The 25,287-nt window shown below is 42.1% G+C and carries 28 protein-coding genes and 1 pseudogene; 3 read left to right on the top strand and 26 right to left on the bottom strand.

What is annotated here, in order from left to right; translation table 11 throughout:
- The first annotated feature begins 58 nt into the window (after positions 1 to 58).
- Positions 59 to 1,030 (top strand): tryptophan--tRNA ligase, encoded by a 972-nt coding sequence (gene trpS / locus LRS05_RS03285; RefSeq protein ID WP_257867011.1) that lies wholly within the window; start codon positions 59 to 61, stop codon positions 1,028 to 1,030.
- 68 nt (positions 1,031 to 1,098) lie between these two features.
- Here trpS and dprA read toward each other — a convergent pair.
- Positions 1,099 to 2,206 (bottom strand): annotated as a pseudogene (gene dprA / locus LRS05_RS03280) (DNA-processing protein DprA).
- Positions 2,207 to 2,303: 97 nt separating this feature from the next.
- On the opposite strand from dprA, the gene LRS05_RS03275 reads away from it, so the two are divergent.
- Together LRS05_RS03275 and LRS05_RS03270 are read left to right on the top strand one after the other, a co-directional pair.
- Positions 2,304 to 3,248 (top strand): SPOR domain-containing protein, encoded by a 945-nt coding sequence (locus LRS05_RS03275; protein WP_257867010.1) that lies wholly within the window; start codon positions 2,304 to 2,306, stop codon positions 3,246 to 3,248.
- Between the two features lie 62 nt (positions 3,249 to 3,310).
- Entirely contained in the window at positions 3,311 to 3,823 is a 513-nt protein-coding gene (locus tag LRS05_RS03270) for an acyl-CoA thioesterase (RefSeq protein ID WP_257867009.1), read from the top strand.
- A gap of 29 nt (positions 3,824 to 3,852) precedes the next feature.
- Here the strand turns inward: LRS05_RS03270 and LRS05_RS03265 are convergent, their stop codons facing one another.
- The 25 genes from LRS05_RS03265 to LRS05_RS03145 all read right to left on the bottom strand — a co-directional run bounded on the left by LRS05_RS03265 (position 3,853) and on the right by LRS05_RS03145 (position 25,199).
- The gene (locus tag LRS05_RS03265) at positions 3,853 to 5,094 is read right to left on the bottom strand and encodes a murein hydrolase activator EnvC (RefSeq protein WP_257867008.1); all 1,242 of its coding nucleotides are present in this window, start codon (positions 5,092 to 5,094) and stop codon (positions 3,853 to 3,855) included.
- A gap of 6 nt (positions 5,095 to 5,100) precedes the next feature.
- Positions 5,101 to 5,871 carry a DUF4292 domain-containing protein gene (locus tag LRS05_RS03260; protein ID WP_257867007.1) on the bottom strand — a complete coding sequence of 257 codons (771 nt, stop codon included), beginning with the start codon at positions 5,869 to 5,871 and terminating at the stop codon, positions 5,101 to 5,103.
- A complete protein-coding gene (locus LRS05_RS03255; protein WP_257867006.1) occupies positions 5,868 to 7,235 on the bottom strand; it encodes a lipopolysaccharide assembly protein LapB in 1,368 nt (455 codons plus the stop codon). Before LRS05_RS03255 ends, LRS05_RS03260 begins: the two co-directional genes overlap by 4 nt.
- Before the next feature lie 6 nt (positions 7,236 to 7,241).
- On the bottom strand, positions 7,242 to 8,252 hold the full coding sequence (locus LRS05_RS03250) for a sugar phosphate nucleotidyltransferase (RefSeq protein WP_257867005.1): 1,011 nt from the start codon (positions 8,250 to 8,252) through the stop codon (positions 7,242 to 7,244).
- 36 nt (positions 8,253 to 8,288) lie between these two features.
- Positions 8,289 to 8,723, bottom strand: a complete 435-nt coding sequence (gene dut / locus LRS05_RS03245) for a dUTP diphosphatase (RefSeq protein WP_257867004.1) — start codon at positions 8,721 to 8,723, stop codon at positions 8,289 to 8,291.
- A gap of 59 nt (positions 8,724 to 8,782) precedes the next feature.
- Positions 8,783 to 10,240, bottom strand: a complete 1,458-nt coding sequence (locus LRS05_RS03240) for a lipopolysaccharide biosynthesis protein (protein ID WP_257867003.1) — start codon at positions 10,238 to 10,240, stop codon at positions 8,783 to 8,785.
- A gap of 98 nt (positions 10,241 to 10,338) precedes the next feature.
- Positions 10,339 to 11,403, bottom strand: coding sequence for a GTP pyrophosphokinase family protein (locus LRS05_RS03235; RefSeq protein WP_257867002.1), 1,065 nt, complete (start codon positions 11,401 to 11,403; stop codon positions 10,339 to 10,341).
- Between the two features lie 102 nt (positions 11,404 to 11,505).
- Positions 11,506 to 12,369: an ATP synthase F1 subunit gamma gene (gene atpG / locus LRS05_RS03230; RefSeq protein ID WP_257867001.1), complete on the bottom strand. Its 864-nt coding sequence runs from the start codon at positions 12,367 to 12,369 to the stop codon at positions 11,506 to 11,508.
- Positions 12,370 to 12,443: 74 nt separating this feature from the next.
- Entirely contained in the window at positions 12,444 to 14,018 is a 1,575-nt protein-coding gene (gene atpA / locus LRS05_RS03225) for a F0F1 ATP synthase subunit alpha (protein ID WP_257867000.1), read from the bottom strand.
- Positions 14,019 to 14,054: 36 nt separating this feature from the next.
- Positions 14,055 to 14,588, bottom strand: coding sequence for an ATP synthase F1 subunit delta (gene atpH, locus LRS05_RS03220; RefSeq protein ID WP_257866999.1), 534 nt, complete (start codon positions 14,586 to 14,588; stop codon positions 14,055 to 14,057).
- A gap of 7 nt (positions 14,589 to 14,595) precedes the next feature.
- On the bottom strand, positions 14,596 to 15,096 hold the full coding sequence (locus LRS05_RS03215; protein WP_257866998.1) for a F0F1 ATP synthase subunit B: 501 nt from the start codon (positions 15,094 to 15,096) through the stop codon (positions 14,596 to 14,598).
- An 81-nt stretch (positions 15,097 to 15,177) separates the two neighbouring features.
- Complete coding sequence (gene atpE / locus LRS05_RS03210) at positions 15,178 to 15,369, bottom strand: ATP synthase F0 subunit C (RefSeq protein ID WP_008255642.1); 192 nt, start codon at positions 15,367 to 15,369, stop codon at positions 15,178 to 15,180.
- A 30-nt stretch (positions 15,370 to 15,399) separates the two neighbouring features.
- The gene (gene atpB, locus LRS05_RS03205; protein ID WP_257866997.1) at positions 15,400 to 16,572 is read right to left on the bottom strand and encodes a F0F1 ATP synthase subunit A; all 1,173 of its coding nucleotides are present in this window, start codon (positions 16,570 to 16,572) and stop codon (positions 15,400 to 15,402) included.
- A 111-nt stretch (positions 16,573 to 16,683) separates the two neighbouring features.
- Positions 16,684 to 17,076: a hypothetical protein gene (locus tag LRS05_RS03200; RefSeq protein ID WP_257866996.1), complete on the bottom strand. Its 393-nt coding sequence runs from the start codon at positions 17,074 to 17,076 to the stop codon at positions 16,684 to 16,686.
- A complete protein-coding gene (locus LRS05_RS03195) occupies positions 17,076 to 17,303 on the bottom strand; it encodes an AtpZ/AtpI family protein (protein ID WP_257866995.1) in 228 nt (75 codons plus the stop codon). Before LRS05_RS03195 ends, LRS05_RS03200 begins: the two co-directional genes overlap by 1 nt.
- On the bottom strand, positions 17,281 to 17,676 hold the full coding sequence (locus LRS05_RS03190; RefSeq protein WP_257866994.1) for a polymer-forming cytoskeletal protein: 396 nt from the start codon (positions 17,674 to 17,676) through the stop codon (positions 17,281 to 17,283). Before LRS05_RS03190 ends, LRS05_RS03195 begins: the two co-directional genes overlap by 23 nt.
- 5 nt (positions 17,677 to 17,681) lie before the next feature.
- On the bottom strand, positions 17,682 to 18,785 hold the full coding sequence (locus LRS05_RS03185; protein WP_257866993.1) for a tol-pal system YbgF family protein: 1,104 nt from the start codon (positions 18,783 to 18,785) through the stop codon (positions 17,682 to 17,684).
- Positions 18,742 to 20,352 carry a hypothetical protein gene (locus LRS05_RS03180; protein WP_257866992.1) on the bottom strand — a complete coding sequence of 537 codons (1,611 nt, stop codon included), beginning with the start codon at positions 20,350 to 20,352 and terminating at the stop codon, positions 18,742 to 18,744. The genes LRS05_RS03185 and LRS05_RS03180 overlap by 44 nt, the downstream gene beginning before the upstream one ends.
- A gap of 174 nt (positions 20,353 to 20,526) precedes the next feature.
- Positions 20,527 to 20,766: a hypothetical protein gene (locus tag LRS05_RS03175; protein WP_257866991.1), complete on the bottom strand. Its 240-nt coding sequence runs from the start codon at positions 20,764 to 20,766 to the stop codon at positions 20,527 to 20,529.
- A gap of 29 nt (positions 20,767 to 20,795) precedes the next feature.
- The gene (locus LRS05_RS03170; protein WP_257866990.1) at positions 20,796 to 21,491 is read right to left on the bottom strand and encodes an ABC transporter ATP-binding protein; all 696 of its coding nucleotides are present in this window, start codon (positions 21,489 to 21,491) and stop codon (positions 20,796 to 20,798) included.
- A 75-nt stretch (positions 21,492 to 21,566) separates the two neighbouring features.
- On the bottom strand, positions 21,567 to 23,042 hold the full coding sequence (locus tag LRS05_RS03165) for a DUF5687 family protein (protein WP_257866989.1): 1,476 nt from the start codon (positions 23,040 to 23,042) through the stop codon (positions 21,567 to 21,569).
- Between the two features lie 69 nt (positions 23,043 to 23,111).
- Positions 23,112 to 23,510 (bottom strand): hypothetical protein, encoded by a 399-nt coding sequence (locus LRS05_RS03160; protein ID WP_257866988.1) that lies wholly within the window; start codon positions 23,508 to 23,510, stop codon positions 23,112 to 23,114.
- A gap of 32 nt (positions 23,511 to 23,542) precedes the next feature.
- Entirely contained in the window at positions 23,543 to 24,253 is a 711-nt protein-coding gene (locus LRS05_RS03155) for a hypothetical protein (protein WP_257866987.1), read from the bottom strand.
- Complete coding sequence (locus LRS05_RS03150) at positions 24,222 to 24,848, bottom strand: hypothetical protein (RefSeq protein WP_257866986.1); 627 nt, start codon at positions 24,846 to 24,848, stop codon at positions 24,222 to 24,224. The genes LRS05_RS03155 and LRS05_RS03150 overlap by 32 nt, the downstream gene beginning before the upstream one ends.
- Before the next feature lie 3 nt (positions 24,849 to 24,851).
- The gene (locus tag LRS05_RS03145) at positions 24,852 to 25,199 is read right to left on the bottom strand and encodes a PadR family transcriptional regulator (RefSeq protein WP_257866985.1); all 348 of its coding nucleotides are present in this window, start codon (positions 25,197 to 25,199) and stop codon (positions 24,852 to 24,854) included.
- Positions 25,200 to 25,287: the final 88 nt, after the last annotated feature.

The following is a 25,287-nucleotide window of genomic DNA, read 5'->3' as shown; positions in this document are numbered from 1 at the left end:
AATGTAGTAATTCATTTTTTACCAAAACGTTTACCTTTGCAGGAAATATTATTACCTGATGGCAAAAATTCTTACAGGCATACAAAGCACCGGCACACCTCACTTAGGTAACCTGCTTGGGGCTATACTACCGGCCATAGAAATGGCAAATAAACCTGATAATACATCATTCTTATTTATAGCCGACCTGCATTCTGCAACGCAGATTAAAGACGGCAAAACCCTGCGTGAAAATACGTACAGCGTGGCTGCAACCTGGCTGGCCTGCGGACTCGACATTAACCGTGTTATTTTTTACCGCCAGAGCGATGTGCCGCAAACAGCTGAACTCTCTTGGTACTTGAGCTGCTTTTTTCCGTTCCAGAGATTAACGCTTGCACACTCTTTTAAAGATAAGGCCGACAGGCTTGAGGATGTGAATGCCGGATTGTTTACCTACCCGATGCTTATGGCAGCCGACATACTGCTGTATGATGCAGAGTTTGTACCTGTAGGTAAAGACCAGCTGCAGCATATAGAGATTACCCGCGATGTAGCCTCACGTTTTAATCACCAGATGGGCGAGACTTTTGTTCTACCTGAGCCGATAACCAGTGAAGAGACAAAAATTGTTCCCGGTATCGACGGGGAAAAGATGAGTAAATCTCGTAATAATACCATTAATATCTTTACAGAAGATAAAGCATTACGAAAGCAGGTGATGGCTATACAAACAGACAGTACACCGCTGGAAGACCCAAAGAATCCGGATACTGACAATGTGTTTGCGATTTATAAACTGCTTGCAACACCTGAACAAACAGAGCAAATGCGCAACAATTACCTGGCAGGCAATTATGGGTATGGCCACGCCAAGCAGGCGCTTTATGAACTGATTCTTGAGAAATTTGCCGACGTTCGTGAGAAATATGCTTATTATATGGCCAATCTGAACGAACTTGACGCTGCCCTTAAAATCGGTGCGGAAAAAGCATCTGAAGTTGCCCACGGAGTGTTGAGCAGGGTACGCGAGAAGTTGGGGTATCTTTAGTCGCAGTTTCAGTCGCAGTCTCAACTTTCAGTTTACAGGACAGAAGACTGTGACTGCGACTGCACACTCTATATCGCTTCAAACAATTTCCCCGGCAGTGGGCGTATTACGCCTTTCAGTTCCATGTTTAGCAATAACGACGATATTTTGAAGACCGGCAGGTTACAGTCCATGGCAATAACATCCATCAGCGCTTTACCGTTTTTTTGAAGGTAATCATAAACCACCTGCTCATCAGCTTCAAGCGAAATAAAGAGTTGCTTTTGCACCGGCTTTTGCTTTTTCTTGTCTTCAATATCCCAGTTCAGCATGTAAATCAGGTCAGCTGCCGATGTAAGCAGGTTGGCACGCTGGCTTTTAATCAGGTTGTTGCATCCCTGGCTATATTTATCTGTAACACGGCCTGGCACCGCAAATACTTCCCGATTGTAGTCATTGGCGAGATTCGCCGTTGCCAGTGACCCTCCTCGGTCGGCGCTTTCAATAACTATAGTAGCCTCACTCATGCCTGCTATGATACGGTTGCGCTTCAGGAAGTTCTCACGGTCAGGATCACTCGTGCTCCAGAACTCCGTCATGAATCCTCCGTTTTCTTCTACCTTCACCATATACTTTTTATGGACCTTAGGATAGATTTGGTTCAGGCCGTGTGCAAGTACACCTATAGTTTGGAGATTGTTATCCATAGCAGCCTGATGTGCTGTTATATCCACTCCATAAGCAAATCCGCTTATAATAATAGGGTTTAATGGGGCAAGGTCTTCAATCAGCTTCCTGCAGAAATCAGTTCCGTAAGATGTAATCTGGCGTGTACCGACAATGCTGATAATTTTCCTGTCCTGCAGGTTGATATTACCTGATGAGAACAGCAATACCGGTGCATCAATACAATGCTTCAGCTTTTCCGGATAATCTTCTTCTTTATAAAAAAGTGGTGTTATTCCCTCCCTCTCAATAAACTCCATCTCCGCTTCAGCGGCTTTAAAAACTTCTTTATCCTGAAGATTTTTAAATGCCACTTCCCCCTACGCCGTCAATGGCTAAAAGTTGTTTACGCGTTGCCGACAAAACAGCCTCGGCACTGCCACAATGGTTAATGAGCTTCTTTGCCATTATATCGCCCACACCTTCAACTTTTAAAAGAGAAAGTGTTTTAAACAGTTCATTTCCAGTCATTAATATATATTAATCGCCTGTAGCAGCGTAATGTTTTTGTTAATAAATATTGTGAATAAAATTTTGCAGAGCCTATTGAATAAGTAAATTTGTAAATATGAAGCTTGAAAAACACATATCGGCATTACTGTATAGGTACCAATGCGTTAGCGTACCCGGCTTTGGTGCATTCTTAACAGAAATACGCCCCGCACACGCAGATGCTGGTACTCATACTTTTTATCCGCCCAAAAAGCTGATTTCATTCAACGCGAATTTAAAGAATAATGACGGGCTTTTGGCTAACCATATCGCTCTACAGGAAAAAATTTCTTATGACCAAGCGGTTGAAAACATTTCCCGTGAAGTAGAAGAATGGTTTTTTACTCTTGAAACCGGCAAAGGATTGAAATTGAAAGATCTTGGCGATATCTCTTTTAATTCAGAAAAAAATATCGTGTTCATACCTGATACACCGGTAAATTACCTTACTGACTCCTTTGGTCTTGGCATGGTTGTTTCTCCTGCCATTAAACGTGAAGAACTTAAGCAGGTTGTTGAGAAACTTGAGGAGAGTACACCAATAGCTTTCACTCCTGAAAGAAGAAAGAATTACTCTTACCTTAAATACGCGGCCGTATTTGTTACAGCGCTATTTGCCGGTACTGCCGGATTTAAAGTGTATCGTGATAATCAGGCTGCACAACAAACGTTACTGGTAGAGCAGGCTGTACAGGAAAAGGTACAGCAGCGCATACAGGAAGCTACTTTCTTTATAGATAACCCGCTCCCTGCTGTTGCCATTTCTGTAAAAGAAGATGCACCTAAGATATTGCCATACCATGTTGTGGCCGGCGCTTTCCGTAGTGAGGCAAATGCGCAACGTGCGGTTGGTCAGCTAAAGGCAAAGGGCTATGATGCTAAAATGCTTGAAAAAAATAAATTTGGGCTATATCCTGTATTGTACGGAAGTTTTGCAACACATAGTAAAGCTTATAAGAATATGATGGAGATACGCCGTACAAATGACAAAGAAGCCTGGCTGCTCATCAAAGAATTATAAAATGAAATCCCTGCACAACAGGGATTTTTTTATGGGCTGCATTATCTTTGCTAAAAAAACAAATGCAGGCAAAACATCCATCTGACTCTATATGCATAATGACCGACCTGGTACTGCCGGGCGAAACCAATCCGCTTAATAACCTTTTTGGGGGTGAGCTTCTTGCACGTATGGACCGTGCTGCCAGCATAGCAGCCCGCCGCCACAGCCGCAGGATTGTAGTAACAGCATCTGTTAACCACGTAGCTTTCAATAGGGCAATTCCGCTCGGAAGCGTTGTTACTGTTGAAGCCAAAGTTTCGCGCACCTTTAAAACTTCTCTTGAGATATTTATTGATGTATGGACGGAAGACAGGGAATCAGGTACGCGTGCTAAAGCCAATGAAGCTATTTACACGTTTGTAGCCGTTGATGAAACCGGGCGCCCTGTAGAAGTGCCGCCTGTAGAGCCGCAAACAGAGCTGGAACAGCAACGCTATGATGCTGCCCTCCGCCGTAAACAGCTTAGCCTTGTGCTTGCCGGTAAAATGAGCCCGGATGACGCCACAGAACTAAAAGCATTATTTGTACAATAAAAAATGGAAGCAATTGCTTCCATTTTTTGTTATTGCGCAATCCAACTTTCAGGATTGAGATTGGTTGTGTTCTGGAAAATGAAGAACTTAAGTACTGCTTTTCCTGTTGCAGGGCTCATGGCCACAGTACCGATATTTTCTTTTGTACTTACTTTATCGCCAGTTTTTACGTTGATTGATGCCAGATTCATATATAGCGAAAGGTAATCACCATGCTGAATATATACCACACGCTGGCCCGCAATGAGCTGTATACTCATAACTTCACCGCTAAAAACGGCCCTCACCGGCGCACCGGCTTCGGTAGTGATTTCAATACCTTTACTGTCCTGTTCAATATCTTTATAAACAGGGTGCCTGTGTTTACCGAAGTGTGTTGAGATATACCCTTTTTCTACAGGCCAAGGCAGCCTGCCTCTATTTGCCTTAAAGTTTGATGCTACCAAGGCGCCTTCTTTGGTAAGTACAATTTTATTTACCGATGTACTTGCCTCAGCAGTTTCCTTTTTAGCGGCAGTACCGGCTGCAGCGGTTTTTTTATTTGCAGCTGCAATGGCCTCACGTATTAGCCTGTCAATTTTACGGTCAATATCTCTTGCTTCCTGCTGCATCTTCCTGATGTCGGCAGCATACTTCTTTTTGTCTTTTTGTATTTGTTGTACCAGTTTTTCCTGCTCCTCCTTTTCCTTTTCAAGAGCCTGCTTCTCTTTCTCGCTTTCTGTCAAAAGCTGCTGCTTTACCTTTTTCTGCCCATTCATTACCCTGTCAAGAGAATCAAGGCGTTTCACCTTTGCGCGGATTTCATCACCCTGTATCTTGCGGAAACTGGCATACTGCTTCATATATTGTGTACGCTTATACGCCTGCAGGAATGATTCAGAGGAAAGGATAAACATAATGCGGCTTTGCTCATTACGGTTCTTGTAGGCCTTTACAAGCATATTAGCATAATCCTCTTTCAGGATTTTAAGCTCACGGTTCAGCTTATTTATCTCCAGCTGGTTCAGGTAAATGTCATCACTAAGCAGCCTGGTTTGCTTTGCCGTGGTATTTATTAGCTTTTCGCTAAGTTTAATCTTAGCGTTTTTCTCATATATCTCGCCTAAAACATTCTTTTCCTTCTTTTTTTCCTGGTTTAAAAGGCTTTGAAATTCCCTGATTTCTTTTTGAATCTGGGCTTTACGCTGCTCAAGTTTACGCTGCTGCTCATCCTGCCCCCAAGCACAAAGCGTAGCGAGCACAAAAAAGAAGGTTAAAAGTTTTTTAGGCATATTCAACTAATCTAAAAATATCTGGTCATAGCCTTCAGGTACACTGTACGGGAATGACAGATTTTCATCAAAGGTAATATTATCATAATCGATATCAATATTTACCCTGTCTTTTTGTTCTGCTTCAATCTTTATCTCATCAGGAAGTTTAGCTTTTGGCCATTCCCTGTGTGCAGGATAGTTAATTGTAAGGCTGCGGGGCTGTTGCCCGCCTTGGGCCACAGACTGTTGTTTTATCAGATAGTTCGCGCTTTCAAACAAAAACTGTTTAGAAACATTTCCTTTTTTTGATACCAGTTTATGGAGTCCGTTTTCAAGTGATTCCTGATACTTATCTTTAGTAAGGTCATCCATGGCAACGCCCAGCAAGATATTCTGGACTTTTGTATAGTCAAGCTCTGTACCCAGCCACTGGCTCAGCAGGGCATAATTTCCTTCAAAATATTTATTATTGATCTTTTCATAGTAGCTGACACGCTCGGGCGTGATTAGCGCCTTTGCCATGGTAATACCCAAAAACCGTACGCTTATAAGAATCTTCTCATCTTTAAGAATTTTTATTTCAGCGCTCATACTGTGCGACTGCTTAGAATCTTTATACTTGGCTCCTGCACGTATATACGCAGTTTTAAAGTCTTTTTTATTGGCATAATGACCCATAGCAACACTGCTTACACCTACTTTGGCATCTGCAGCCTGTTCAGCTACAACTGCCTGTTTTGTTTTACAGGAAGCCAGTGTTATTACGGCCAACGCCAAAACTGCTATCTTTTTCATTTATTGCTTTTCGATTTTATGAGCTTGTCAGCCTTTGCAAAATTTGCATCTCTGTTTTTTGTGTCTCCCAGCCCGCCATAGGCTTCACCTAACTGCCGGTAAAAATTAGCTTCAAGCTCTGTATCTTCCACTACATAATCAACTCCGCTCTGCAGCCATGTTTTAGCCTTTGCATATTGCTTTTGCCTATTGGCACCAAGTCCTGCAAAATAATAGAGCCGTGCATGTGTTGGGTATGAATCAATTAGTTCTGCCGCCTTATCAAGCAAAGGGCCATTCATCCCACCATCGGCATAGCTGTAAAGCAAAAGTTCAGAAGCTTCAATATCATCAGGTTTTGCGGCAAGGCTTTTACTGAAATATTTGGCCGATCGGGTAAAATCTTTTTTGTTGTAAAAAAACTTGCCTACTTCTTTAGGGACATTAACTTCTTTATCATTTTCAAAGTAGCCGATTGCCCTTTCAAGCTGGCTCTCATATTGAGGGTTGGCTGATGTAAATATCAGGTACTCATTCAGCACGCGGTGCTTTATCTTCCGGTCAATTTTTTTGCTGCCAAGAATCTTAAACATCGATTCTGTGGCTTTATCGCCTTTTTTGTTATTCAGGTGAAATTTAAACAAGCTTACCTGCGCCCAGTCTGATGTCGGGATTTCCTTCTCAAGCCTTTTGGCGACTTCTTCAGCCTTTGCTTCCTGGTTGCTGTTGGAATAGAGGTAAATCAGCTCTAGGTAATTAGACTCTTCTTTAGGATTCTTTTTTATGGCAGCCTCAAGCGCATCTTTCCCCGGGTTAGCGGCTTTAGAGTCAGCGAGAATCTGCAGCTTGTACATTTCACGTTTTTCGCTCATACCTACCGTCTGCTCCATCTCATTGATAAGGGCAAGCGCCTTATCATATTGCTTAGTGTACATATACAGCGACACGAGGTCTTCCTGGTAAATTTCCTTGCGCCAGCTGATAAGCTTTTGTACAATGGGTATTGCTTTATTGAATTCCTGTGTATCATAATACACATCATACAGCCCCGCCCAATACCATCGGTTTGTCGGCTCCAGTTGTGTTGCCTTTAAATAGGAACGCTCAGCATCCGGATAATTCTTCAGCTCCAGATAATTTTTTCCAAGCTCGGCATGTACAACTGCGCTATTTGGGTCTTTGCCTAGGCATTTCTGCAAAGCCTGCACTGCTTTGTCATAATTCTCGATTCCCTTTTGTTTCAATGCTTCATAAAAATTATCCTCAAACTCATTTTTAGCCAATGATAAGGAGTCAGGCTCCATCTGCTGCTGGGCATGCAAAAGCGCCGGACTGCAGAGAAAGCCTGTTAAGAGCATTGTATATAAAAGAGACTGTATCTTCATTTACTATTATTCCAAAACCGAATAGTCGCCAATGCTTATACTGGTAAATTTACCGTCGAATATAGCATTGTTGCCTATCATGGCATTGTCAAGGTTTGCATTTCTTATTATTGAATTCGTCTGCACCAAACTGTTCTTAATAGTGCTGTTCTCCACTTTTGTGCCTTTGCCAAGCGAAACATTAGGGCCTACCGTTGCATTGGTAAGCACAACGCCTTCGGCAATGCAGCATGGCGGTATGATTGTGCTGTTGTTGTTTACAACACTTTCAGCAACCATATTCTCACCGTCAGCATGAAGGAAGGCAAGCATCCTGTTGTTGGTATCTACCGTAACATTTTTATTGCCGCAATCCATCCACTCATCAACCTTACCAGGTACAAACTTCATGCCTTTTTGTTTCATGTTTTCCAAAGCATCCGTAAGCTGGTACTCTCCGCCTTTGGTAATATCGTTATCAAGAAGGTATTGCAGCTCACTGCGAAGCGTTTCACCGCTCTTGAAATAATAAATCCCGATAATTGCAAGGTCGCTCACAAATTCTGCCGGCTTCTCTACAAAGTCAACAATTTCATTTTTATCATTAAGCTGCACCACACCAAATGCGCTCGGATCATCAACCTGTTTTACCCAGATAACGCTGTCGGCTGTAGTATCTAACGCAAAATCAGCACGGAATAGTGTATCGGCGTATGCTACAACCACAGGCCCGCTCATAGATTCTTTTGCACTCATAATGGCGTGACCTGTACCCAGCGGCTCGTCCTGATAGTAAATGCTTCCCTTAGCCCCTAGCTTTTCAGCAATTGCAATAAGGTCTTTAGGCACCTGGTTGCCAAAATCTTTATGTATTATAAAAGCTATTTCCTCTATATCCTGATTGATAACTCCTGCTATATCCTCAACAAGGCGGTGAACTATAGGTTTGCCTGCAATAGGTATAAGCGGTTTAGGAACTGTTAGCGTATGTGGGCGAAGGCGTGAGCCCCTTCCGGCCATAGGTACAATTATTTTCATGTTATTTTAGGGGTTGGTTTTATTTTGGTCTTCAATTTATTTTACTCCGGTGCTGCCAAAGCCTCCAGCACCACGAGATGTCTCGGTTAGTAACTCCGCTTCAAGCCATTCAGCGCGTTCGTGCTTAGCGATCACAAGCTGTGCAATGCGTTCGCCGTTTTCAACGGTAAAAGGTTCATTGGAAAGGTTGACAAGGATAACGCCAATCTCGCCACGGTAATCGGCATCTACTGTCCCCGGGCTGTTTAGCACCGTTACTCCTTTTTTAGCTGCCAGTCCGCTGCGTGGCCTTACCTGCGCTTCATATCCTATGGGCAATTCTATAAAAAGGCCTGTGCCAATTATGGCGCGGCCAAGCGGAGTGAGCGTAACCGGCTCGGTAAGATTTGCGCGAAGATCCATCCCGGCAGAGGCTATGGTTTCATAGTTAGGTAACGGATGATTTGACTTATTGATTATCTTAATTATCATGCTATTTTGTTTGTACTGTAAATATCAATATACTATCGCTAACTACCAAACCTGCAATGTTATTTCCTGCGAGCAATGCGCATCAAGGTGTCTTTTTCATTTTTATACAAAAACAGCATGAAAAGCAGCAGCATCGCTCCCCCAACATAGTAATTTTCACGGAAGAGATAGAAATATATAAGGCTGAAACCAATAGACAGCGCCAGATAGCCACCAATCGTTTTTACATCATAAGGAATATGGTAGTATTTATTGCCAAGGAAATAACTAATGAGCATCATGCTCCCATAAGCTGAAATGGTTGCAATGGCTGAACCCATGTAACTCCAGTATGGGATTAGAGCGAAATTGAGTACAAGCGTTACGATTGCACCAATGATTGAAATGTATGCGCCGATTTTAGTCTTGTCGGACAGCTTGTACCATACCGAAAGGTTGTGATATATCCCGAGAAAGAAGTTGGCAATGATGATGAGCGGGACCACTTTCATACCGTCCCAATAAGCGGAATTATTGACAAAGATAAGTTTTAATATATCGGCAAAGACTACAACTCCTAAGAGTATAGCCGACCCGAAAATTACAAAATATTTGGTGATAAGAGCATAAGTTTGGGGAGCCGACTCATTGCCTGCGTGGCTAAAGAAAAATGGTTCTATACCCAGCCTGAACGCCGTGGCATATAGCGCCATAAATAGTGCAAGTTTGTAGCAGGCTGAATACACCCCCACCTCGGCTTTGGCGATATCTGCAGGCAGGAGCCATTCCAGTAAAATTCTGTCGAAAGTTTCATTGATGGCAAAAGCGATGCCGGCTACCATAATGGGGAGTCCGTAACGCATAATAGTCTTCCAAAGTTTCATATCAATATGCCAGGAGATGCGGAAGTAATGCGGCAGCATGATGATGAGCGTGAGCAGGCTTGCAATAAGGTTTGAAAGAAAGATATACCCAATTTCGAAATTGCGAACATAAATGGTTGCGAGGAAACTGCCCGGATAAGCCTCTGCAAGCTTTGGAAGGTAAAGCAGGAAGAATACATTCAGCCCGAGGTTTACGGCTACGTTGCCAATCTTGATGATAGCATAGTACATCGGTCTGCCGTCGGCACGGAGTTTTGAAAAAGGTATGATAACCAGGGCATCGAGTACTAATATCCAAATGGTGTAAGTGATATACTCTACATCTACGTTGGCGGCATCTGCTAAAAAGTTACGGAACAATAATGCGCCACCCAGAAATAAAACAGAAGACCAAAAAAGTGAAACTGTAGTCGTGGAAGTAACCTTAGCCGAATCATCTTTATTGTAAAACCTGAAGAATGATGTTTCCATGCCATACGCCAGGATAACATTAAAAAACACTATCCATGAAAAGATAATTGATACCTCGCCGTATTCCTCTTCCGGAAGCAAATCAGTATAAAGCCGAACCAGCAAAAAGCTTAGCATACGCGGCAATACCGTTGCAAGCCCGTATATAGCTGTCTGCTTAAAGAGGTTTTTAAACTGGCTCAAATGGTTATGAAGTTAGTAGTAGCAAAAGTAGGGATAATTATTAATAGAGTTATATGACGATAAGTTACGCTCTACCCATTTAGAAAATTAAAATTAATTTATCCTTTTAGCTTTTCTACTGTCTTTGCAACTCTTTCAAAAAGCATCTTACTCCAATGATTAGCCTGTTTTTTGTATAATTCAAGTTGTTCACTATTTAGTAAATATAATAGTGCCAATGATACAAAGAAGGTAATATCGCCATACCAATTACGTCCTGATTTTTGATTTATCAACTCTGTGAAAAAATTCTCGAGTTTTGGTTTGACTATTTGGAGTTTGTTCTCAAGCTCTCCAATCGTACTTAATCCCAATATCTTACTAAGAGTAATTATTTCAGAATATTGTTCATCTTTTACATCAATGTCCGATTCAGTACTATCTGAAAATCCAGACGTTAGTGCTATATATTCAATGTCCTTAAAAATTCCTAATTTTTTTCCTGGCTGAAACACGTAAGAAATAGTTAATAAATTAATCTTTTCATTCTCAATTTTATCTGCTTGTCCAACATTTTCAATATGAGTTTTAAGACTTTCATGCTCATCTCTAATTTTCAAAAATTGTTCATCCGCTAATTCAAAAAGTCCGGCTAATCTGAATAATTTCCTTTGAAGTTCTTTTGGAATATCATATTGCTTTTTGTATGACAATTCGTGAGAAATCGATGCCCATGAATGTTGAAGAACAGTTCTGATTTGTATTTCACTTTTAAGACTCTTATATAATGCCCATTCAGGTAAAATATTCCGCTTTTTATTTATTGATACAATATAATGTAGAGATAAATAGCCAAATTCATTTGAACTATACAAATCCGCTTTATTTATAGAATTTTTATCATCAATAACGAAGTTGCTTTTTATCATATCAACTACTTTATCAACATCGTCTTGATAATATAATATAATTCTCAGCCCAGAAATATCTGTAATATCAGATAAGTTTTGAATTTCTTTTCGCTCAGTTTTTTCGGATAAACTATCAAGAGTTTTGGTTCTACATTCAATTACATGATATTTAATTCCAGAAGAATTTAAAAGCGATGTAAGAAGTTGATGCAATAGGTTTGTGAAAATAACGTGTTTATCAACCTCTAATTTTAATTCAGCTTGAGATAACATAGGTGTAAATATGAAATGTTCAGGATAAATTTAATAAAAATTAAATAACAAAAAAGGCCGCCCTCTCAGGACAGCCTTTTTTATAAAATATAAGCAAATAGCTTAGTTGTTCAATGCTTCTGCACCACCAACAATTTCAAGAATTTCGCCTGTAATGGCAGCCTGTCGGGCTTTGTTGTAAGTAAGCTTAAGCTGGTTTCTAAGCTCAGTAGCGTTGTCTGTGGCTTTGTGCATTGCCGTCATACGCGCGCCATGCTCTGATGCGAATGAATCACGTACTGCCTTGTACAGCTGTGTCTTCAGCGAAAGCGGTATAAGGCTAAGTACTATCTCTTCTTTTGAAGGCTCAAAAATATAGTCAGTAACAGTTGTCTTAACCTCTGTTGCTGCTATCGGCTCAAGCGGTAAAAACTGTTCGGTCTTTACAATTTGTGTAGCAGCATTCTTAAAGTGGTTATACACAATCTCGATCCTGTCATACTCACCGTCAGCAAACCTCTGCATCAGACTTTCAGCAACAGCAGCAACATTTTCAAAAGTAAGCGCATCAAAAATGCCGTTGTTGTTGTCAATAATGTTGGCTGATTTCCTCAAACCGTCATTACCTTTCTTACCAATAGTCAAAACATCTACCTGCTTACCCGCATATTGCTCCTGAAGCACTCTTACCTGCTTAATAACGTTAGAGTTAAAAGCGCCTGCCAAACCCCTGTTTGAGGTGATGGCAACAATAAGCACACGGTTTACTTCGCGTTGCTCGGCAAATTTGCCTCCTGTATCACCATCAAGTGTAGCGCTCAGGTTCTGTAGTAGCTCTGTAAGCTTTTCAGCATACGGCCTCATGGCTGTAATGGCGTCCTGGGCTTTTTTCAACTTGGCAGCAGAAACCATTTTCATGGCACTGGTAATCTGCATGGTTGATGAAACCGAGGTAATCCTGTTACGTATTTCCTTTAAGTTTGCCATTTTTCTGTAATGTGAAAATTTATCAATTAGCCAATGTACCAATTGTTACACTGGCCAATTGCTACATTATTTCATTAATATTTCGCTGCGATTTCACCTGCTGCTTTCTCAAGCACGTCAGTAATCTCGTCTGTAAATTTACCTGCCTTGAGGGCGTTAAGCGTGTCTTTGTGCTTAGCGTTTAGGTAATCTATATAGTCTTTTTCAAACTCCTTCACCTTGTTAACCGGCACATTCCTCAACAGGTTTTTAGAACCTGCGTAGATGATTGCAACCTGGTCTTCTACAGTGTAAGGGTCGTTAATTGCCTGCTTAAGTATCTCTACGTTACGGCGGCCTTTTTCAATTACGTTTAGCGTAACAGCATCAAGGTCTGAACCAAACTTAGCAAACGCTTCAAGCTCACGGAATTGCGCCTGGTCAAGCTTAAGCGTACCGGCAACTTTCTTCATCGACTTGATCTGAGCGTTACCACCTACACGCGATACCGAGATACCCACGTTGATAGCCGGACGTACACCCGAGTTAAATAGGTCTGATTCAAGGAATATCTGTCCGTCAGTAATCGAAATTACGTTTGTCGGGATATATGCAGAAACGTCACCCGCCTGTGTCTCGATGATTGGAAGCGCCGTTAGCGATCCGCCACCTTTAACGATTGGCCTAAGTGATTCAGGAAGGTCATTCATGTTTTTTGCAATCTCGTCATCAGCAATAACTTTCGCTGCACGTTCAAGAAGCCTTGAGTGAAGGTAGAATACGTCACCAGGGTAAGCTTCACGTCCCGGTGGGCGGCGAAGTAGTAGTGACACCTCACGGTAGGCAACTGCCTGCTTAGAAAGGTCATCATACACGATAAGTGCAGGACGGCCCGTGTCACGGAAATACTCACCGATTGCAGCACCTGCAAACGGAGCGTATACCTGCATCGGTGCAGGGTCTGATGCGTTTGCCGCTACGATGATGGTATAAGCAAGAGCACCTTTTTCTTCAAGGGTCTTGGCGATACCTGCCACAGTTGAAGCCTTCTGGCCTACTGCAACATATATACAGAATACAGGCTGGCCTGCATCGTAAAATTCTTTCTGATTAAGTATGGTGTCAATACAAACAGTTGACTTACCTGTCTGGCGGTCACCAATAACAAGCTCACGCTGGCCACGGCCTACCGGGATCATCGCGTCAACAGCCTTGATACCTGTTTGGAGCGGCTCGGTTACCGGCTGGCGGAAGATAACGCCCGGAGCTTTACGCTCAAGCGGCATCTCATAAAGGTCACCACCAATTGGGCCTTTGCCGTCAATAGGGTTACCAAGAGTATCTACCACACGGCCTACCATCTGCTCACCTACGCGAAGTGACGCGATACGCTGTGTCCTTTTTACAGTAGAGCCTTCTTTAATACCTGCCGTAGAACCCAGCAATACAATACCAACGTTGTCTTCTTCAAGGTTAAGAACGATACCTTCAAGGCCGTTATCAAACTCAACAAGTTCGCCGTATTGCGCGTTAGACAATCCGTAAGCACGGGCAATACCGTCACCTACGTTCAGTACTGTACCTACTTCTTCTAAAGTAGCGCCCGATTCAAAACCGGAAAGTTGTTTCTTTAATATTGCTGAAATTTCAGCAGGCTTAATTTCTGCCATCTTGATTATAATTTAGACACTAATGTGCGATAAATACTAATTACTCAATTCTCTTTTTAACGTTGTAAGGCTCTTGGCTACAGAGGCATTGAACTGCTTGTCGCCCACCCTTAATATGAACCCGCCTATTATTTCAGGGTCAACTATATTTTTAAGCGTAATCTTCTTGTCTGAAAACTCCTTTATCTTATCAAGCACCTTCGCTTCAAGTTCAGGAGTGATAGGGAAAGCTGTTGTTACCGTAGCAGCCTCAACACCATTCATTGCATCAAACTGGTTTTTATATTCAACAGCGATATGGCTAAGAATATCAAACCTTTTGTTTTCAAGCAAAAGACGGAAAAGCCCTTTGGTAACATTGCTGGCTGAAGCAAATATTTCGCTTAGTGCAGCTTCTTTGGTTTCAGCTTTTATTGTAGGGCTGTTTACAAATGAAGACAATTCGCTGTTGTTGCTGATAGTTTCTGCAATAAGCGCCATATCATCATTAACCTGTGCGGCTATGCCCTGCCCCTGTGCCATATCCAGGATTGCCTTTGCGTAGCGTACTGCTGCTCTTGAACCTGTCATAGCGTTATTAGTTTAATTTTACTTCGCCAAGCATTTTCTCTACAAGGCTGGTTTGCGCCTCCCTGTTAGAAAGCTCATTCTTAAGTATTTTTTCAGCGATTTCAAGAGAAAGGCCTGATACCTGTGCTTTAAGCTCAGCCATTGCCGCATTCTTCTCAGCGTTGATTGAGGCTTTAGCCTGTTCAATCATTTTCGCGCCTTCAGCCTGTGCTTCAGCTTTTGCATCAGCAATCATCTTCTCTTTTATCTCGCGGGCTTCTTTAATCATAGTATCCCTTTCCATCCTGGCTTCCTGAAGTATTCTTTGGTTATCAGCCTGAAGGTTGTGCATCTCTCTACGTGCAGCCTCAGCCGACGCCAATGCATCTTTAATGCCCTGCTCACGTGTGTTAACTGAGTCAAGGATTGGTTTCCATGCAAACTTCTTAAGCAGGATGATAAGCAATACAAAAATGATTACCTGCCAGAAAAACAGGCCGAAAGCGAAATCGTTGATTAACTTCTCCATTATATCTTAATTAAAATAATTATTGTTGTAATTAAACAACAGCGGCAACCAACCGTTACAGCTGTTGTTTTGTTTTTTTGATTAAGCAGCGAAAAGAGCCGCGAAACCGATACCTTCAATAAGTGCTGCTGCAATAAGCATAGCTGTCTGGATTTTACCAGAAGCTTCAGGCTGACGAGCGATAGCATCCATTGCAGAACCACCGATTTTACCAATACCAAGACCGGCACCGATTACGATAAGGCCTGCACCTACAATTGTTGGAATTTGCATAATATATATAATTAAATTAAAATTCTAATTTTAGTGATGAGCTCCTTCGTGGTGCTCTTCATGATGGTGTTCTTCATTTGCCGCGCCGAAATAAAGGGCTGAAAGCATGGTAAAGATATAGGCCTGTAACAACGCCACCAATATCTCAAGGATTGACAGTACAAACGCAAGCCCGAAAGAAAGCGTGCTGCCTATCCAGTTTTTAAATACGAACATAAGGGCGATGATGCTCATCAATACAATGTGGCCTGCAAAGATGTTGGCGTAAAGACGTATCATCAATGAGAACGGCTTAATAATTGTACCAAGCAATTCAATAGGCGCAAGGATTATCCTCATTGGCCACGGCACACCCGGCATCCAGAAAATGTGGGCCCAGTAATTTTTGTTAGCTGTAAATGTTGTAATAAGGTAGGTAAGTATGGCAAGCGCTGCCGTTACCGTAAAGTTACCTGTTACGTTTACACCAAGCGGCGTAAGCCCGAAGATGTTAAGGAACCATATAAAGAAGAATATGGTAAGCAGGTAGCTCATGTATTTTTTATAGTGCTTCTCGCCGATGTTCGGGATAGCAATCTCGTCGCGGATATAGATTACAAGCGGCTCAAAGAAACGGCCGAAACCTGTAGCGATACCTCCGTTTTTAGGATATGTTTTTGCAAGGCCGCTAAAGATGATGAACATCAGCAAAGCGGTTACCATTATCATTAACACACTCTTAGTTATAGAGAAGTCAAGTGGTTTTGCATTGGTTGGATGCTCGTGGCCTTCGCCTTCATAGTTCAACTTACCGCTGGCATCTGTCTTGTATATTTTGCCATCGTGGTGGTTAAGCACATAGTAGTTGCCGTCAACCTCAGCAACTTCCTCACCATGGTGGAATTTAGCTGAAGAGAAAACTTTCAAACCATTGTCCCAAAGGATAACCGGAAGCGGGAAACCATAGTGTTTGCCCTCAGCCTCATCAGAGAAAAATGTAAAATCGTGAGAATCCTTAACGTGGTGCAGAATGTGCTGCTTGTTTTTTGTCTTTACGTCGAGGGCGGCACCGTGCTCATCAACATGAACCGAAACATTCTCAACATCAGCCACTTCAACATCGTGATGTACAGTATCCTGGGTTGGGTTGGCGTAACTTGCAAAAGAAAGGCCGGCAACAAGAGCTGCCATTATAAATTTAAGCGGTCTATTTGAAATCACCATGCCTCAATCTTAATTTTTAAGGTTCTGAAATTTGGTGCAAAGGTACATGAAATATTGATATTTCAATGCCGCGAAAATTATTTTTTTAATTATTGTCACTAAACTGGCTGATTATTGTTTTTTATTTAATAATCTTATAGTTACAATAGTTTCCGTTGCTAAAAAAAGAATAAATAACGCAAAGAAATTGGCCTTTTCAAACTTCACATTTTCAGTGGCTGAAAGTATTGGCCTAAGCATAAAAAAACAGAATCCCATTTTTATGGTTGTTGCAGCCAGAAAGGCATAACCGGTATTATCGGGCATCAATTTATGTATCCTGGTGAGCAGGAACACGATAAGCAATGAACAGCATGTAAAAAACGCAAACAATACTTCAAGAGAATAATGGTAAGTCTCGTAGTACAAAGAAAGTTCAGGTATTAAAAAAAGCGCTTTGTTAATAATATAAAAAACAAGCGCTGCAAGTAGTGTTGCCAATAATGGCCTATATTCTTTTAACATCAGGATTTTTTATCAAGTTTTTGCACTTGCTTTATCACATAATACAAGGCGATGAAAACACCCAACAAGGTAAATATCTTTACATACATCTTGCTGTTATTGGGGTATTTTTCATCAAGCCAGCCGCCCAGCCAAGAAAACAGGAATATCACTATACCCATTTGTATTGGCAGGCTTATGAGCACCAGCCATTTGTTCGGATTCTTATCCGGCTTGTTGCTGCTCATTGCCTTTTATGGGTTTTACAGGCGTGCGCATAATGCATGATGCGCTGAACTCCGCTCCCGGCTCTACAGACAACCTTCCTGTTACCACCTCGCCGTGTATATGGGCCTTAGATTTTACATTAAGAATTTCAGCAACCTCAATTTTACCGTTGAAGCGCCCCTCAATATCAGCATTCTTGCATTTAATGTCGCCAATTACATTGCCCGCAGGGCCTATAACTATTTTACCTTTTGTCGTGAAGTTGCCTATAAGCTCACCGTCAAGGCGGAAATCGGCCTGTGAAATGATGTCTCCTTTTATAGTAGTGCCTTCTACAATACGGTTGGTCTTACCTAAAAGGTCGGTATATGATTTTTGCGGCTTCTCAAACATAACTTTTATTTTATGGCCTGAAACTGCGGCAGGTTTTTCTTGATTTGTACTACTTTATAGTCTTCCGTTGAAATAATTATTGGTGTTTCAGCAACCTTATAGCCTTTGTAGTCTTTAAGGATGGTTACCGCATCAACAGCTGCAAGCTTGCTGTTAAAGCCATGTAGCACGATAAAATCTTCTTCCATGCTATATATATCCTGTGAAAGAACAATGCTGTTATTCAGCCCTTCTTTAATGAATTTCTGAAGCTTATCTGTCAGCACTTTGTTTTTAGCATCCTGTGGCTTTACTTTAAAGATAATTTTCCATGTAGTTGATGGCGCTCCGAAAGTTACCTTCTCCATTGCCGGAACGTTGGTCTTCAACAACGCCTCAGCTTCTTTACCTTCCTGGCTATTAGGGTAATTAAGCGCTACAAAATTCAGACCCTGTTTATACTCTTCTATACCTTTCATCCTCCCGGAGATATTGGCCTTTAGCATCTCGAATTTAGATACAATGTCTTCACCTGTGTAGTTCTCTATGTAAGTATCGGTCTGCGCTACAATCTCTCGCAGCTCGCCTTTTTCATATTTTTTAAACAGCGCCCTGTATACCTGCTCTGGTGTGCCTTGTGCAATAGCATCACTGCCCGGGTTGCGGATAATCTCAGCATAACGGCTGTCCGGGTATTGTGTCAACACTTTGTTTTTATATACCTCAGCCTTTGTCGGGTCTATAATCTGGTAAATCTTATAGAGATTGTAGTATGACGGCAATATCAGTCGTTCTTCAGGATTATTGGTCAGCAGCTTCTCAAGCTTATCTGCAGCACGCTGGTGCTCGCTGAACTTTTCATGATAGATAGTACCAAGCTGATAGTAAGCAAAATTTCGGTCTTTGGCCAGGCTGTCTATCACATTTTGTGATGTAGGCAGCTGGCTTATATAAAACTCCGGCATGTACCGTGCATCAACTTTATCTTCTTCACCTTTTGAACGTTCCCCGGCAGCTGCTGTATCATCACCAGTATCATCCTGGGCCTGGCTGCCACGGTTACGCTGCTCGGCTGCCCAACGCCAGTTATCTGTAAGGGGGGCGCTTACCCCAGCGCTTCTGGAACTCAATGATCCCGAATGACACGGTAGATGGGTTATAAAAATAAAACTTGCTGTTGCCTGCCGAACCTGTTATAGGCGTTGTTGTTGCGGGTGATGGGGCTTGTGCAGGTGTTCTGGGTTTCATCCCCGATTGGTCTCCCAGACTGCGATCTAACGACCTGGCTTTTTGGTCACCAAGAAATGCCGGGTCCGGGGCCTCAATACCGCCACCCATTTTGGCTGCAGCCTGTTGAGATGCCTGACGCTCGGCACGCTCTTTAGCCTTAGCCTCTTCCTCCTTTAGCCTGGCGATATAATTTTCGAAGAAGGTACGGCGCTCTGTATCGCTGTAGGCAACCAGGCGCAATATACTGTCGTTAGTATTGGCGATGGCTTCATATTTTATAACATCGGCCAGGTTATCGCGCTTCTTTTTTATCTGCCTGTATTCACGGGTGCGGTTGTTCAGGAAAACCATTGTGCTGTCATAGTACATCCCGGCCAGCACGTAGCTTGCCTGCTTGAAATAAATCTCGGCAATGTTACGGTGGTTGCTGGCATTAAGGTATTTGTCTGCCGACTTCGACCTGAGTGATGTATTATAGTATTGTATGGCACGTGCATCATCTTCCTGCTTATCATAAAATAACCCTACCTGATGGTTTATCACATCAAGGTAAGGCCTGTTCTCACGGTCTTTCAGGAGGTCTCGGTATTTTTTCATAAAGGCAAGGGTGTCGCCTTTTGTATAGTCAAACTGACCTGCCTGTGCTGCATGTGCCTGTATAACATACCTGCGCGGCGACTTGCGGTTCATATCAATCACGCTTTGGTACGATGCATAGGCACTGTCTTTGTGATTGAGCTTATCATATACCTGCCCCAGAATGAAACGGTAACGGGCACGCTCTTCATTTTCTTTTGTGAGGTCTATCGCTTTTTTAAGCGGAGCCACAGCGCTGTCAAGCGACTCGGTAGCGATATATGCCTGAGCCAGTGTGGCATTTGCATCAGCATTTACCTGGTCTTCAAGCTCTTTTTCTTTAATGAGGATTTTCAGGTTTTTTATAGCAATGCCCTCATTCTCCAGCCGAAGATTGGTTTTCTCGCGCCAAACCTTGGCTTCGTAAATTTTATCACTGTGCGGGTGCTTGTACAATATGTAGTTAAAAGCCTCAAGCGCGGGTATAAAACGGTTGTCATAATAACGCGTTTTGCCTAGCAGCAGGTGCGCCTCGTCCATCTGCGGGTTGCGCTCCATGTTGCCGATGTTCATAGAGTGTTTCTGGATGGCCTTGGTAGCTTTAGTCTCGCTGCGCTCAAAGTTAGGGTTCTTGGCATCAGTAGGGCCCATCTGCTCTTCGGTAAGCTGCATGCGCTCTGTTGGCAGTATCTCCCAGTAATTGTCGTTGTAGGTTTTCTTAAGCTCCACAAGGCCCGCATCAAGTGCCAGTTCGCCGTTGTACAACACGTTGTATTCTGTATTAACAGCATGCCAGTTACGGTTTACAAACGAGTCTTTCTTTGTAGAACACGCTATCGCAAAGGCAGCAGCCCCGGCGACAATTATATATTTAAATCCGCTGGTTTTCAATGTAAAAGCAATTTGTATCTCTTAACTGCTAAAAGCTTTTTTTAGTATAGCAGAGGGTAAAAATACGTTTCTTTTTGAAAAGTGGGTAAGATTTAGGGGATTTTAATATTTCAATATAAACTATTCGAAAGGACTAGCGCGGATATGGGTATTATGGAGTTAGTGGCATATCATTTATTTAAAAAAGATTCCGTTTTCCTTACACATCTTTAGATAAGAACTAATTTCCTTTTCGATTGTTACATATGCTTCAGGATTATTAAACTTTAAATCACTAAGATATCCTCCAACATTAAAAATTATTTCACCGCCGGTAGAACCGCTTATGATACAATCCTTTATGCCATCAACAATCTCGGGAAATTTTGATCTTAGTCTATCTTCCGAAACATGCAATATTTTTTGGTAATCCATTAATATCTGATTAGCGTAGAATGAAGACACTACACAGCAAAAAACTCTTCTAATTCCTTAAGCGTTTCAGGAGATGTTTGCAGGTCTTTCACTACCTGCCCTTTTTGCAGGGCCACAATACGGTCACTCACCTCAGTCGTGTGCAGCAGGTCATGGCTTGATACCAGTATGGTAACATCCTTATCATCAGCCAGCTCGCGAAGGATTTTCTTTAGGCGGAACTGTGTTGTCGGGTCAAGGTTAGCGAATGGCTCATCAAGGATGATAACTTCAGGGTTGCCGATAAGCGTAGCGATGATGCCCACCTTTTTCTGGTTCCCTTTTGAAAAGTCGCGAATGTACTTTTTGCTGTTTAATATTTCGTTATTGAAAAAGTCTGCATGTTTTGCCAACAGCGCATCAACATCAGCCTTGCTCTGGCCGCGAAGTTCGCCGATGAAGTAAAAATACTCTTCCGGAGTGAGATAACCTATAAGGAATGTCTCATCAAGAAAAGCAGAGGTGAAAGGTTTCCATGCTTCGCTTTCATTGATCTTCACTCCATTTGAGGTAATGTGTCCCGCCGATGGTTCAATCAGGTCAAGCAACAGGCTGAAGAACGTGGTCTTACCCGCCCCGTTATTGCCCACCAGGCCAAAGCTTTCACCTTTTTTAATTTCGAGGTTGCCAATGTGCAGCACCGTTGTGCCGTTATATGTTTTGCGTAGGTCTTGTACTTGTATCATGGTATGGTTGTGATTGTTGTAATTTGAATTTAATTTTTTATTGTAATTTGGAATTTTGATTTGGAATTTCCCCAATTAGCTTTTTTGTTTATAGGCCGCTATGGTTGAGTACTTCTCTGATTTGTATATCTTCTCTATTTTTCTGAAGACGGCGTTACGGAAAGCAAAACCCAGCACTCCCGCGCCCGCAACCAGCAGGTAGCCAACTTCTGCGCTTTTAAAGCCGTAGTACCCTAAAGCATAGAGACCCATAGGCAGCAGCATTTTAGGCAGCGATATAAGCATGGTCTTTATATTGAATGCTTTTTTATCTCCGAAAGCCTGCTTGCTCGAAGCGAGGTCTATGGGTGTTTTTATGAACGCCCCACCCAACAGCACAAGGTGTGAGTTTACACCAATATTGAAAACAGCTCCCGACAATATTATTAGGTAAGTGTCTATGCCAAAGTACAAGTAAAATGCAGATAGTATGGCTGATGCAACAGTGCCCACCACTACAAGCCACCATTTTGAGGCTATGTACTCGCGGTATTGTATATTCTGGCTCATCATGAGCGGATAGTAGGCACTGTCCCAGCTTGGCACAAACTGGCCAAATACAAACATGAACCCGCCCGATACAAATATGCCGGCAAACATTTTCATGGCTGGGTTGTCATACGCCTCTATGCCTCCGGTAAAGAAAAGCAGCCCGTAGAACAAAAACAGGAAGCTCATGAGCAGCGTTGTTTTAGAGCGCTTGTTGCGCAATATCAGCTTGATGTCATTTTTAAGGAAAGTACCCATTGTGCCGAAACGGTTAAGAAATGCGTACTCTTTTGTCTCGGCAATTTCGCTTTTGCCTTTAAGGCCGGTATCAAGGTACAGGTTGTGCTTAAAGTAACGGAATGTGATTACCCATAAAGCTATCAGTGCGATAACCGGTACGGCCACCATATGGTAAGTGCTGTAAAGATTCTGGAAGAAGGGAGCAGTAACCTTAGTGATGTCAAACAGATTGTAATACTGCAGCGCCCCGAAACCGAAAAGAAATGCAAGAAAGACAGCGAAAAGCCAGTCTTTGTTATTAAGCAGCGTATTGAGGAAATTGTTGCAGTAAATAAGCACCATCACGCCTATATGCCACAAGATGGCAGCAAGCGGGTCATACCCTTCATGTATCAATATTATGGTAAACGGTATAAAGAAGAAAGCATGCAGGTAATTGAAGAATGATGCCATGCTTTTGCCGATGGCAAAGTTCACGATGGTGCTGCGTTTTATGGGCAGCGTAAGCAGCGGGCGTATATTTATGACAGGTATCTTCTGCAGGAAAAGCCTAACTACCAAATCGACTATAAGGTAATAAATCAGGAAATTATTTACTACCACAAGCGGATCCTGGTTAAGGCTCTCTTTGATAAGATAGAAAGCGCCGAAGCCCAGTGCAAGAAACACGGCAATGAAATATAGCGCGCCGAGAATCATGAATACTTTAAGTACCATGTTGGTGCCAAATGAAGAAGAGCGTAAAAAAGCCTTCCACTCCAGCTTTAAAAATCGTATGAACATTGTGTGTTGGTTTGGTTTATATATATAAGTATATGGCTGTGGGTGAAAGTTACAAAATTTTGCGAGTAATTACATTCTCTTCCATCCTATAAATGCGATGATAAGACCAATTAAAGCTATTGCTGCACTAGAGGCTATTTGACCGACAAACTTTTCGTCAGGAAAAAAGAGGCTGTTGCTTTCATGGTCAAATCTCACAACTACCTTGTCCTGTATTAGGCTTTCGCAATTTGACCGGGTAATTTTCATTACATAAACTTTCTCCTGATATCGCACTTTAGCATAGCTGTCCCATTTAGTCAGATTTTCACAATCATTGGGTCTCTCCAATACACCTGCATATACAATTGTGCTTCTTGCATAAGCGGCTTTTTGCTGAAGATTTGAGTAAAGGCCTGAAACCCCGATTGCAATTACTATAAATGAAGCGTAGAAAAGTGGCCTGCGGTAAAATGCTTTACTTATCATGTTGCAGTGATTGAAAGCAAATATAACTAATGTCAGGTTACCCTATACTCCGGATATATCTTCTCTAAATGCTCCTGTGCCTGCTTTGGTATGCGGATGAGCATTACATATTGCAGGATTGTAAATGATACAAAAGCTGATGCAAAGGCAAGGGCAGTCCACTGGTTTGAAAATGCAGTTCCGAATAGGTCCCATGATCTTAGCAGGAGTTGTGGTGTTATAATAAACGTTATCATTCCTGCATTGAAGATCATTTCCTCAAAAAGCCACCTTTTGCCTTCAATCTTAGCTTTCCGGGCATGGAAACGGTTTTGGCGGATGGCATAGTATAGTGAAACTGCCGACAGTATTATTACCGAAACCATTGCTATTGTACCGCCGTAAGAGAGCTTTACCAGCAGCAGCCAGTATAGCCCTATAAGCGCTAATGTAAGCATTACCTTCGGCAGCGTGAAAAACTCCTTAAAATATCCCCAGGCAATCCGGCGGTAACGTTTTGAAAGGTGGGCTTTTCTCCTCTCTACAATATCTGTAAATCCGAAGATGCCGAACTTCTTAAACTCCCTGTCAAGTGCTATGCTGAATGATACGTTAGGGTCGGCTTCCCACTGCGCTTCTATGGCATTGGCCAGGTGGTCGGCCAGCTCTGCCTGCAAGTCATAAAACTCTACATAGTGCTGCCGTGTGAAGGTAAACAGAGCCTCCATTTCATCAGCCGATATTTTGCGGGGTTGCTTCTGCATAATATTGTTTTTTGTACTTTGAAATCATCTTATAAAAAGCAGTAACTATAGCAAAAGTGAGCGATATGAAGAAGGCATAAACGACCATCTTATAATTGTCTTTAATTTTCAAACGTATCACTATATGGAAGCTTATATAAATTAATAGCCACCCTGAAAACAAGATTTTGTCTGCGGCCGAAAACAAATTTTTCTTTACATCCTTTACCGCAACATAATACACTATGAACAATAAAAAACACAACATATAAGCCATTTGCGCCCACTCAACATCTTCCGCAGTAGTGGGGCCTATAAAATAGAGTACACAAAGCATGAGTGAAAAAGGCAATAAAAACCAAGGCCCAACCATTTGCTGACCAATGGTTCGCAAAGCCGTGCCGATTGCAGCCCTGATAAATTTCCTATTAGTAGTAAGAAAAAGACTTTTGTTAGCTATCATATAACTCTTAAAATTATCATAAAAATCGCCGTCCATTTCTTCAAGCGCAGTAGCAATGTGGTCAGTCATTTCCATACGGACGTCAATATACTTCACTCCTGAATTTTCAAGATACCTGTCAATAAACTTAATGTTGTTCGCAGTCAGTTTCATAACTTAAAATTGTAAGTCAGGTTTTACTTTTGATTTTACAAGCCCCTGCATGGTCTTTATAAACTCTTCCAGCTCACTCAGCCGGTTAGCAGTTTCCTTATGCCCGTCTTCTGTAAGCTTGTAGTATTTACGCAGTCGGTTGTCTACTTTCTCTACTTCAACGGTAAGAAGGCCTTCACTTTCAAGCTTATGCAGCGCCGGGTATAAAGCGCCTTCGGTTATGGCAAGCTCTCCTTTGGTTGCCGCCTTTACATTCTGCGTAATCTCATAGCCATACATCCTGCCGTTTTCTTCCAGCAGTTTCATGATGATGGTATTAAGGCTGCCTTTATATAGTTGCGAATTTTTCATAACACAAATCTATACATAATTTTCCTATGCATAACAATCTTAAGTATAAATTTTTGTGAAAACCATTTAATGCACTCTTAAGTAATGC

It is taken from the genome of Flavobacterium sp. J372 (assembly GCF_024699965.1).
Lineage (GTDB): Bacteria > Bacteroidota > Bacteroidia > Flavobacteriales > Flavobacteriaceae > Flavobacterium.
The sequence above is the reverse complement of the archived record's forward strand: the minus strand, read 5'-3'. Positions and strand labels throughout refer to the sequence as shown.

Coding starts and splice junctions, on each gene's coding strand:
- trpS (WP_257867011.1), top strand. CDS start 59: ATGGCAAAAATTCTTACAGGCATACAAAGCACCGGCACACCTCACTTA.
- LRS05_RS03275 (WP_257867010.1), top strand. CDS start 2,304: ATGAAGCTTGAAAAACACATATCGGCATTACTGTATAGGTACCAATGC.
- LRS05_RS03270 (WP_257867009.1), top strand. CDS start 3,311: ATGCAGGCAAAACATCCATCTGACTCTATATGCATAATGACCGACCTG.
- LRS05_RS03265 (WP_257867008.1), bottom strand. CDS start 5,094: ATGCCTAAAAAACTTTTAACCTTCTTTTTTGTGCTCGCTACGCTTTGT.
- LRS05_RS03260 (WP_257867007.1), bottom strand. CDS start 5,871: ATGAAAAAGATAGCAGTTTTGGCGTTGGCCGTAATAACACTGGCTTCC.
- LRS05_RS03255 (WP_257867006.1), bottom strand. CDS start 7,235: ATGAAGATACAGTCTCTTTTATATACAATGCTCTTAACAGGCTTTCTC.
- LRS05_RS03250 (WP_257867005.1), bottom strand. CDS start 8,252: ATGAAAATAATTGTACCTATGGCCGGAAGGGGCTCACGCCTTCGCCCA.
- dut (WP_257867004.1), bottom strand. CDS start 8,723: ATGATAATTAAGATAATCAATAAGTCAAATCATCCGTTACCTAACTAT.
- LRS05_RS03235 (WP_257867002.1), bottom strand. CDS start 11,403: ATGTTATCTCAAGCTGAATTAAAATTAGAGGTTGATAAACACGTTATT.
- atpG (WP_257867001.1), bottom strand. CDS start 12,369: ATGGCAAACTTAAAGGAAATACGTAACAGGATTACCTCGGTTTCATCA.
- atpA (WP_257867000.1), bottom strand. CDS start 14,018: ATGGCAGAAATTAAGCCTGCTGAAATTTCAGCAATATTAAAGAAACAA.
- atpH (WP_257866999.1), bottom strand. CDS start 14,588: ATGACAGGTTCAAGAGCAGCAGTACGCTACGCAAAGGCAATCCTGGAT.
- LRS05_RS03215 (WP_257866998.1), bottom strand. CDS start 15,096: ATGGAGAAGTTAATCAACGATTTCGCTTTCGGCCTGTTTTTCTGGCAG.
- atpE (WP_008255642.1), bottom strand. CDS start 15,369: ATGCAAATTCCAACAATTGTAGGTGCAGGCCTTATCGTAATCGGTGCC.
- atpB (WP_257866997.1), bottom strand. CDS start 16,572: ATGGTGATTTCAAATAGACCGCTTAAATTTATAATGGCAGCTCTTGTT.
- LRS05_RS03200 (WP_257866996.1), bottom strand. CDS start 17,076: ATGTTAAAAGAATATAGGCCATTATTGGCAACACTACTTGCAGCGCTT.
- LRS05_RS03195 (WP_257866995.1), bottom strand. CDS start 17,303: ATGAGCAGCAACAAGCCGGATAAGAATCCGAACAAATGGCTGGTGCTC.
- LRS05_RS03190 (WP_257866994.1), bottom strand. CDS start 17,676: ATGTTTGAGAAGCCGCAAAAATCATATACCGACCTTTTAGGTAAGACC.
- LRS05_RS03175 (WP_257866991.1), bottom strand. CDS start 20,766: ATGGATTACCAAAAAATATTGCATGTTTCGGAAGATAGACTAAGATCA.
- LRS05_RS03170 (WP_257866990.1), bottom strand. CDS start 21,491: ATGATACAAGTACAAGACCTACGCAAAACATATAACGGCACAACGGTG.
- LRS05_RS03165 (WP_257866989.1), bottom strand. CDS start 23,042: ATGTTCATACGATTTTTAAAGCTGGAGTGGAAGGCTTTTTTACGCTCT.
- LRS05_RS03160 (WP_257866988.1), bottom strand. CDS start 23,510: ATGATAAGTAAAGCATTTTACCGCAGGCCACTTTTCTACGCTTCATTT.
- LRS05_RS03155 (WP_257866987.1), bottom strand. CDS start 24,253: ATGCAGAAGCAACCCCGCAAAATATCGGCTGATGAAATGGAGGCTCTG.
- LRS05_RS03150 (WP_257866986.1), bottom strand. CDS start 24,848: ATGAAACTGACTGCGAACAACATTAAGTTTATTGACAGGTATCTTGAA.
- LRS05_RS03145 (WP_257866985.1), bottom strand. CDS start 25,199: ATGAAAAATTCGCAACTATATAAAGGCAGCCTTAATACCATCATCATG.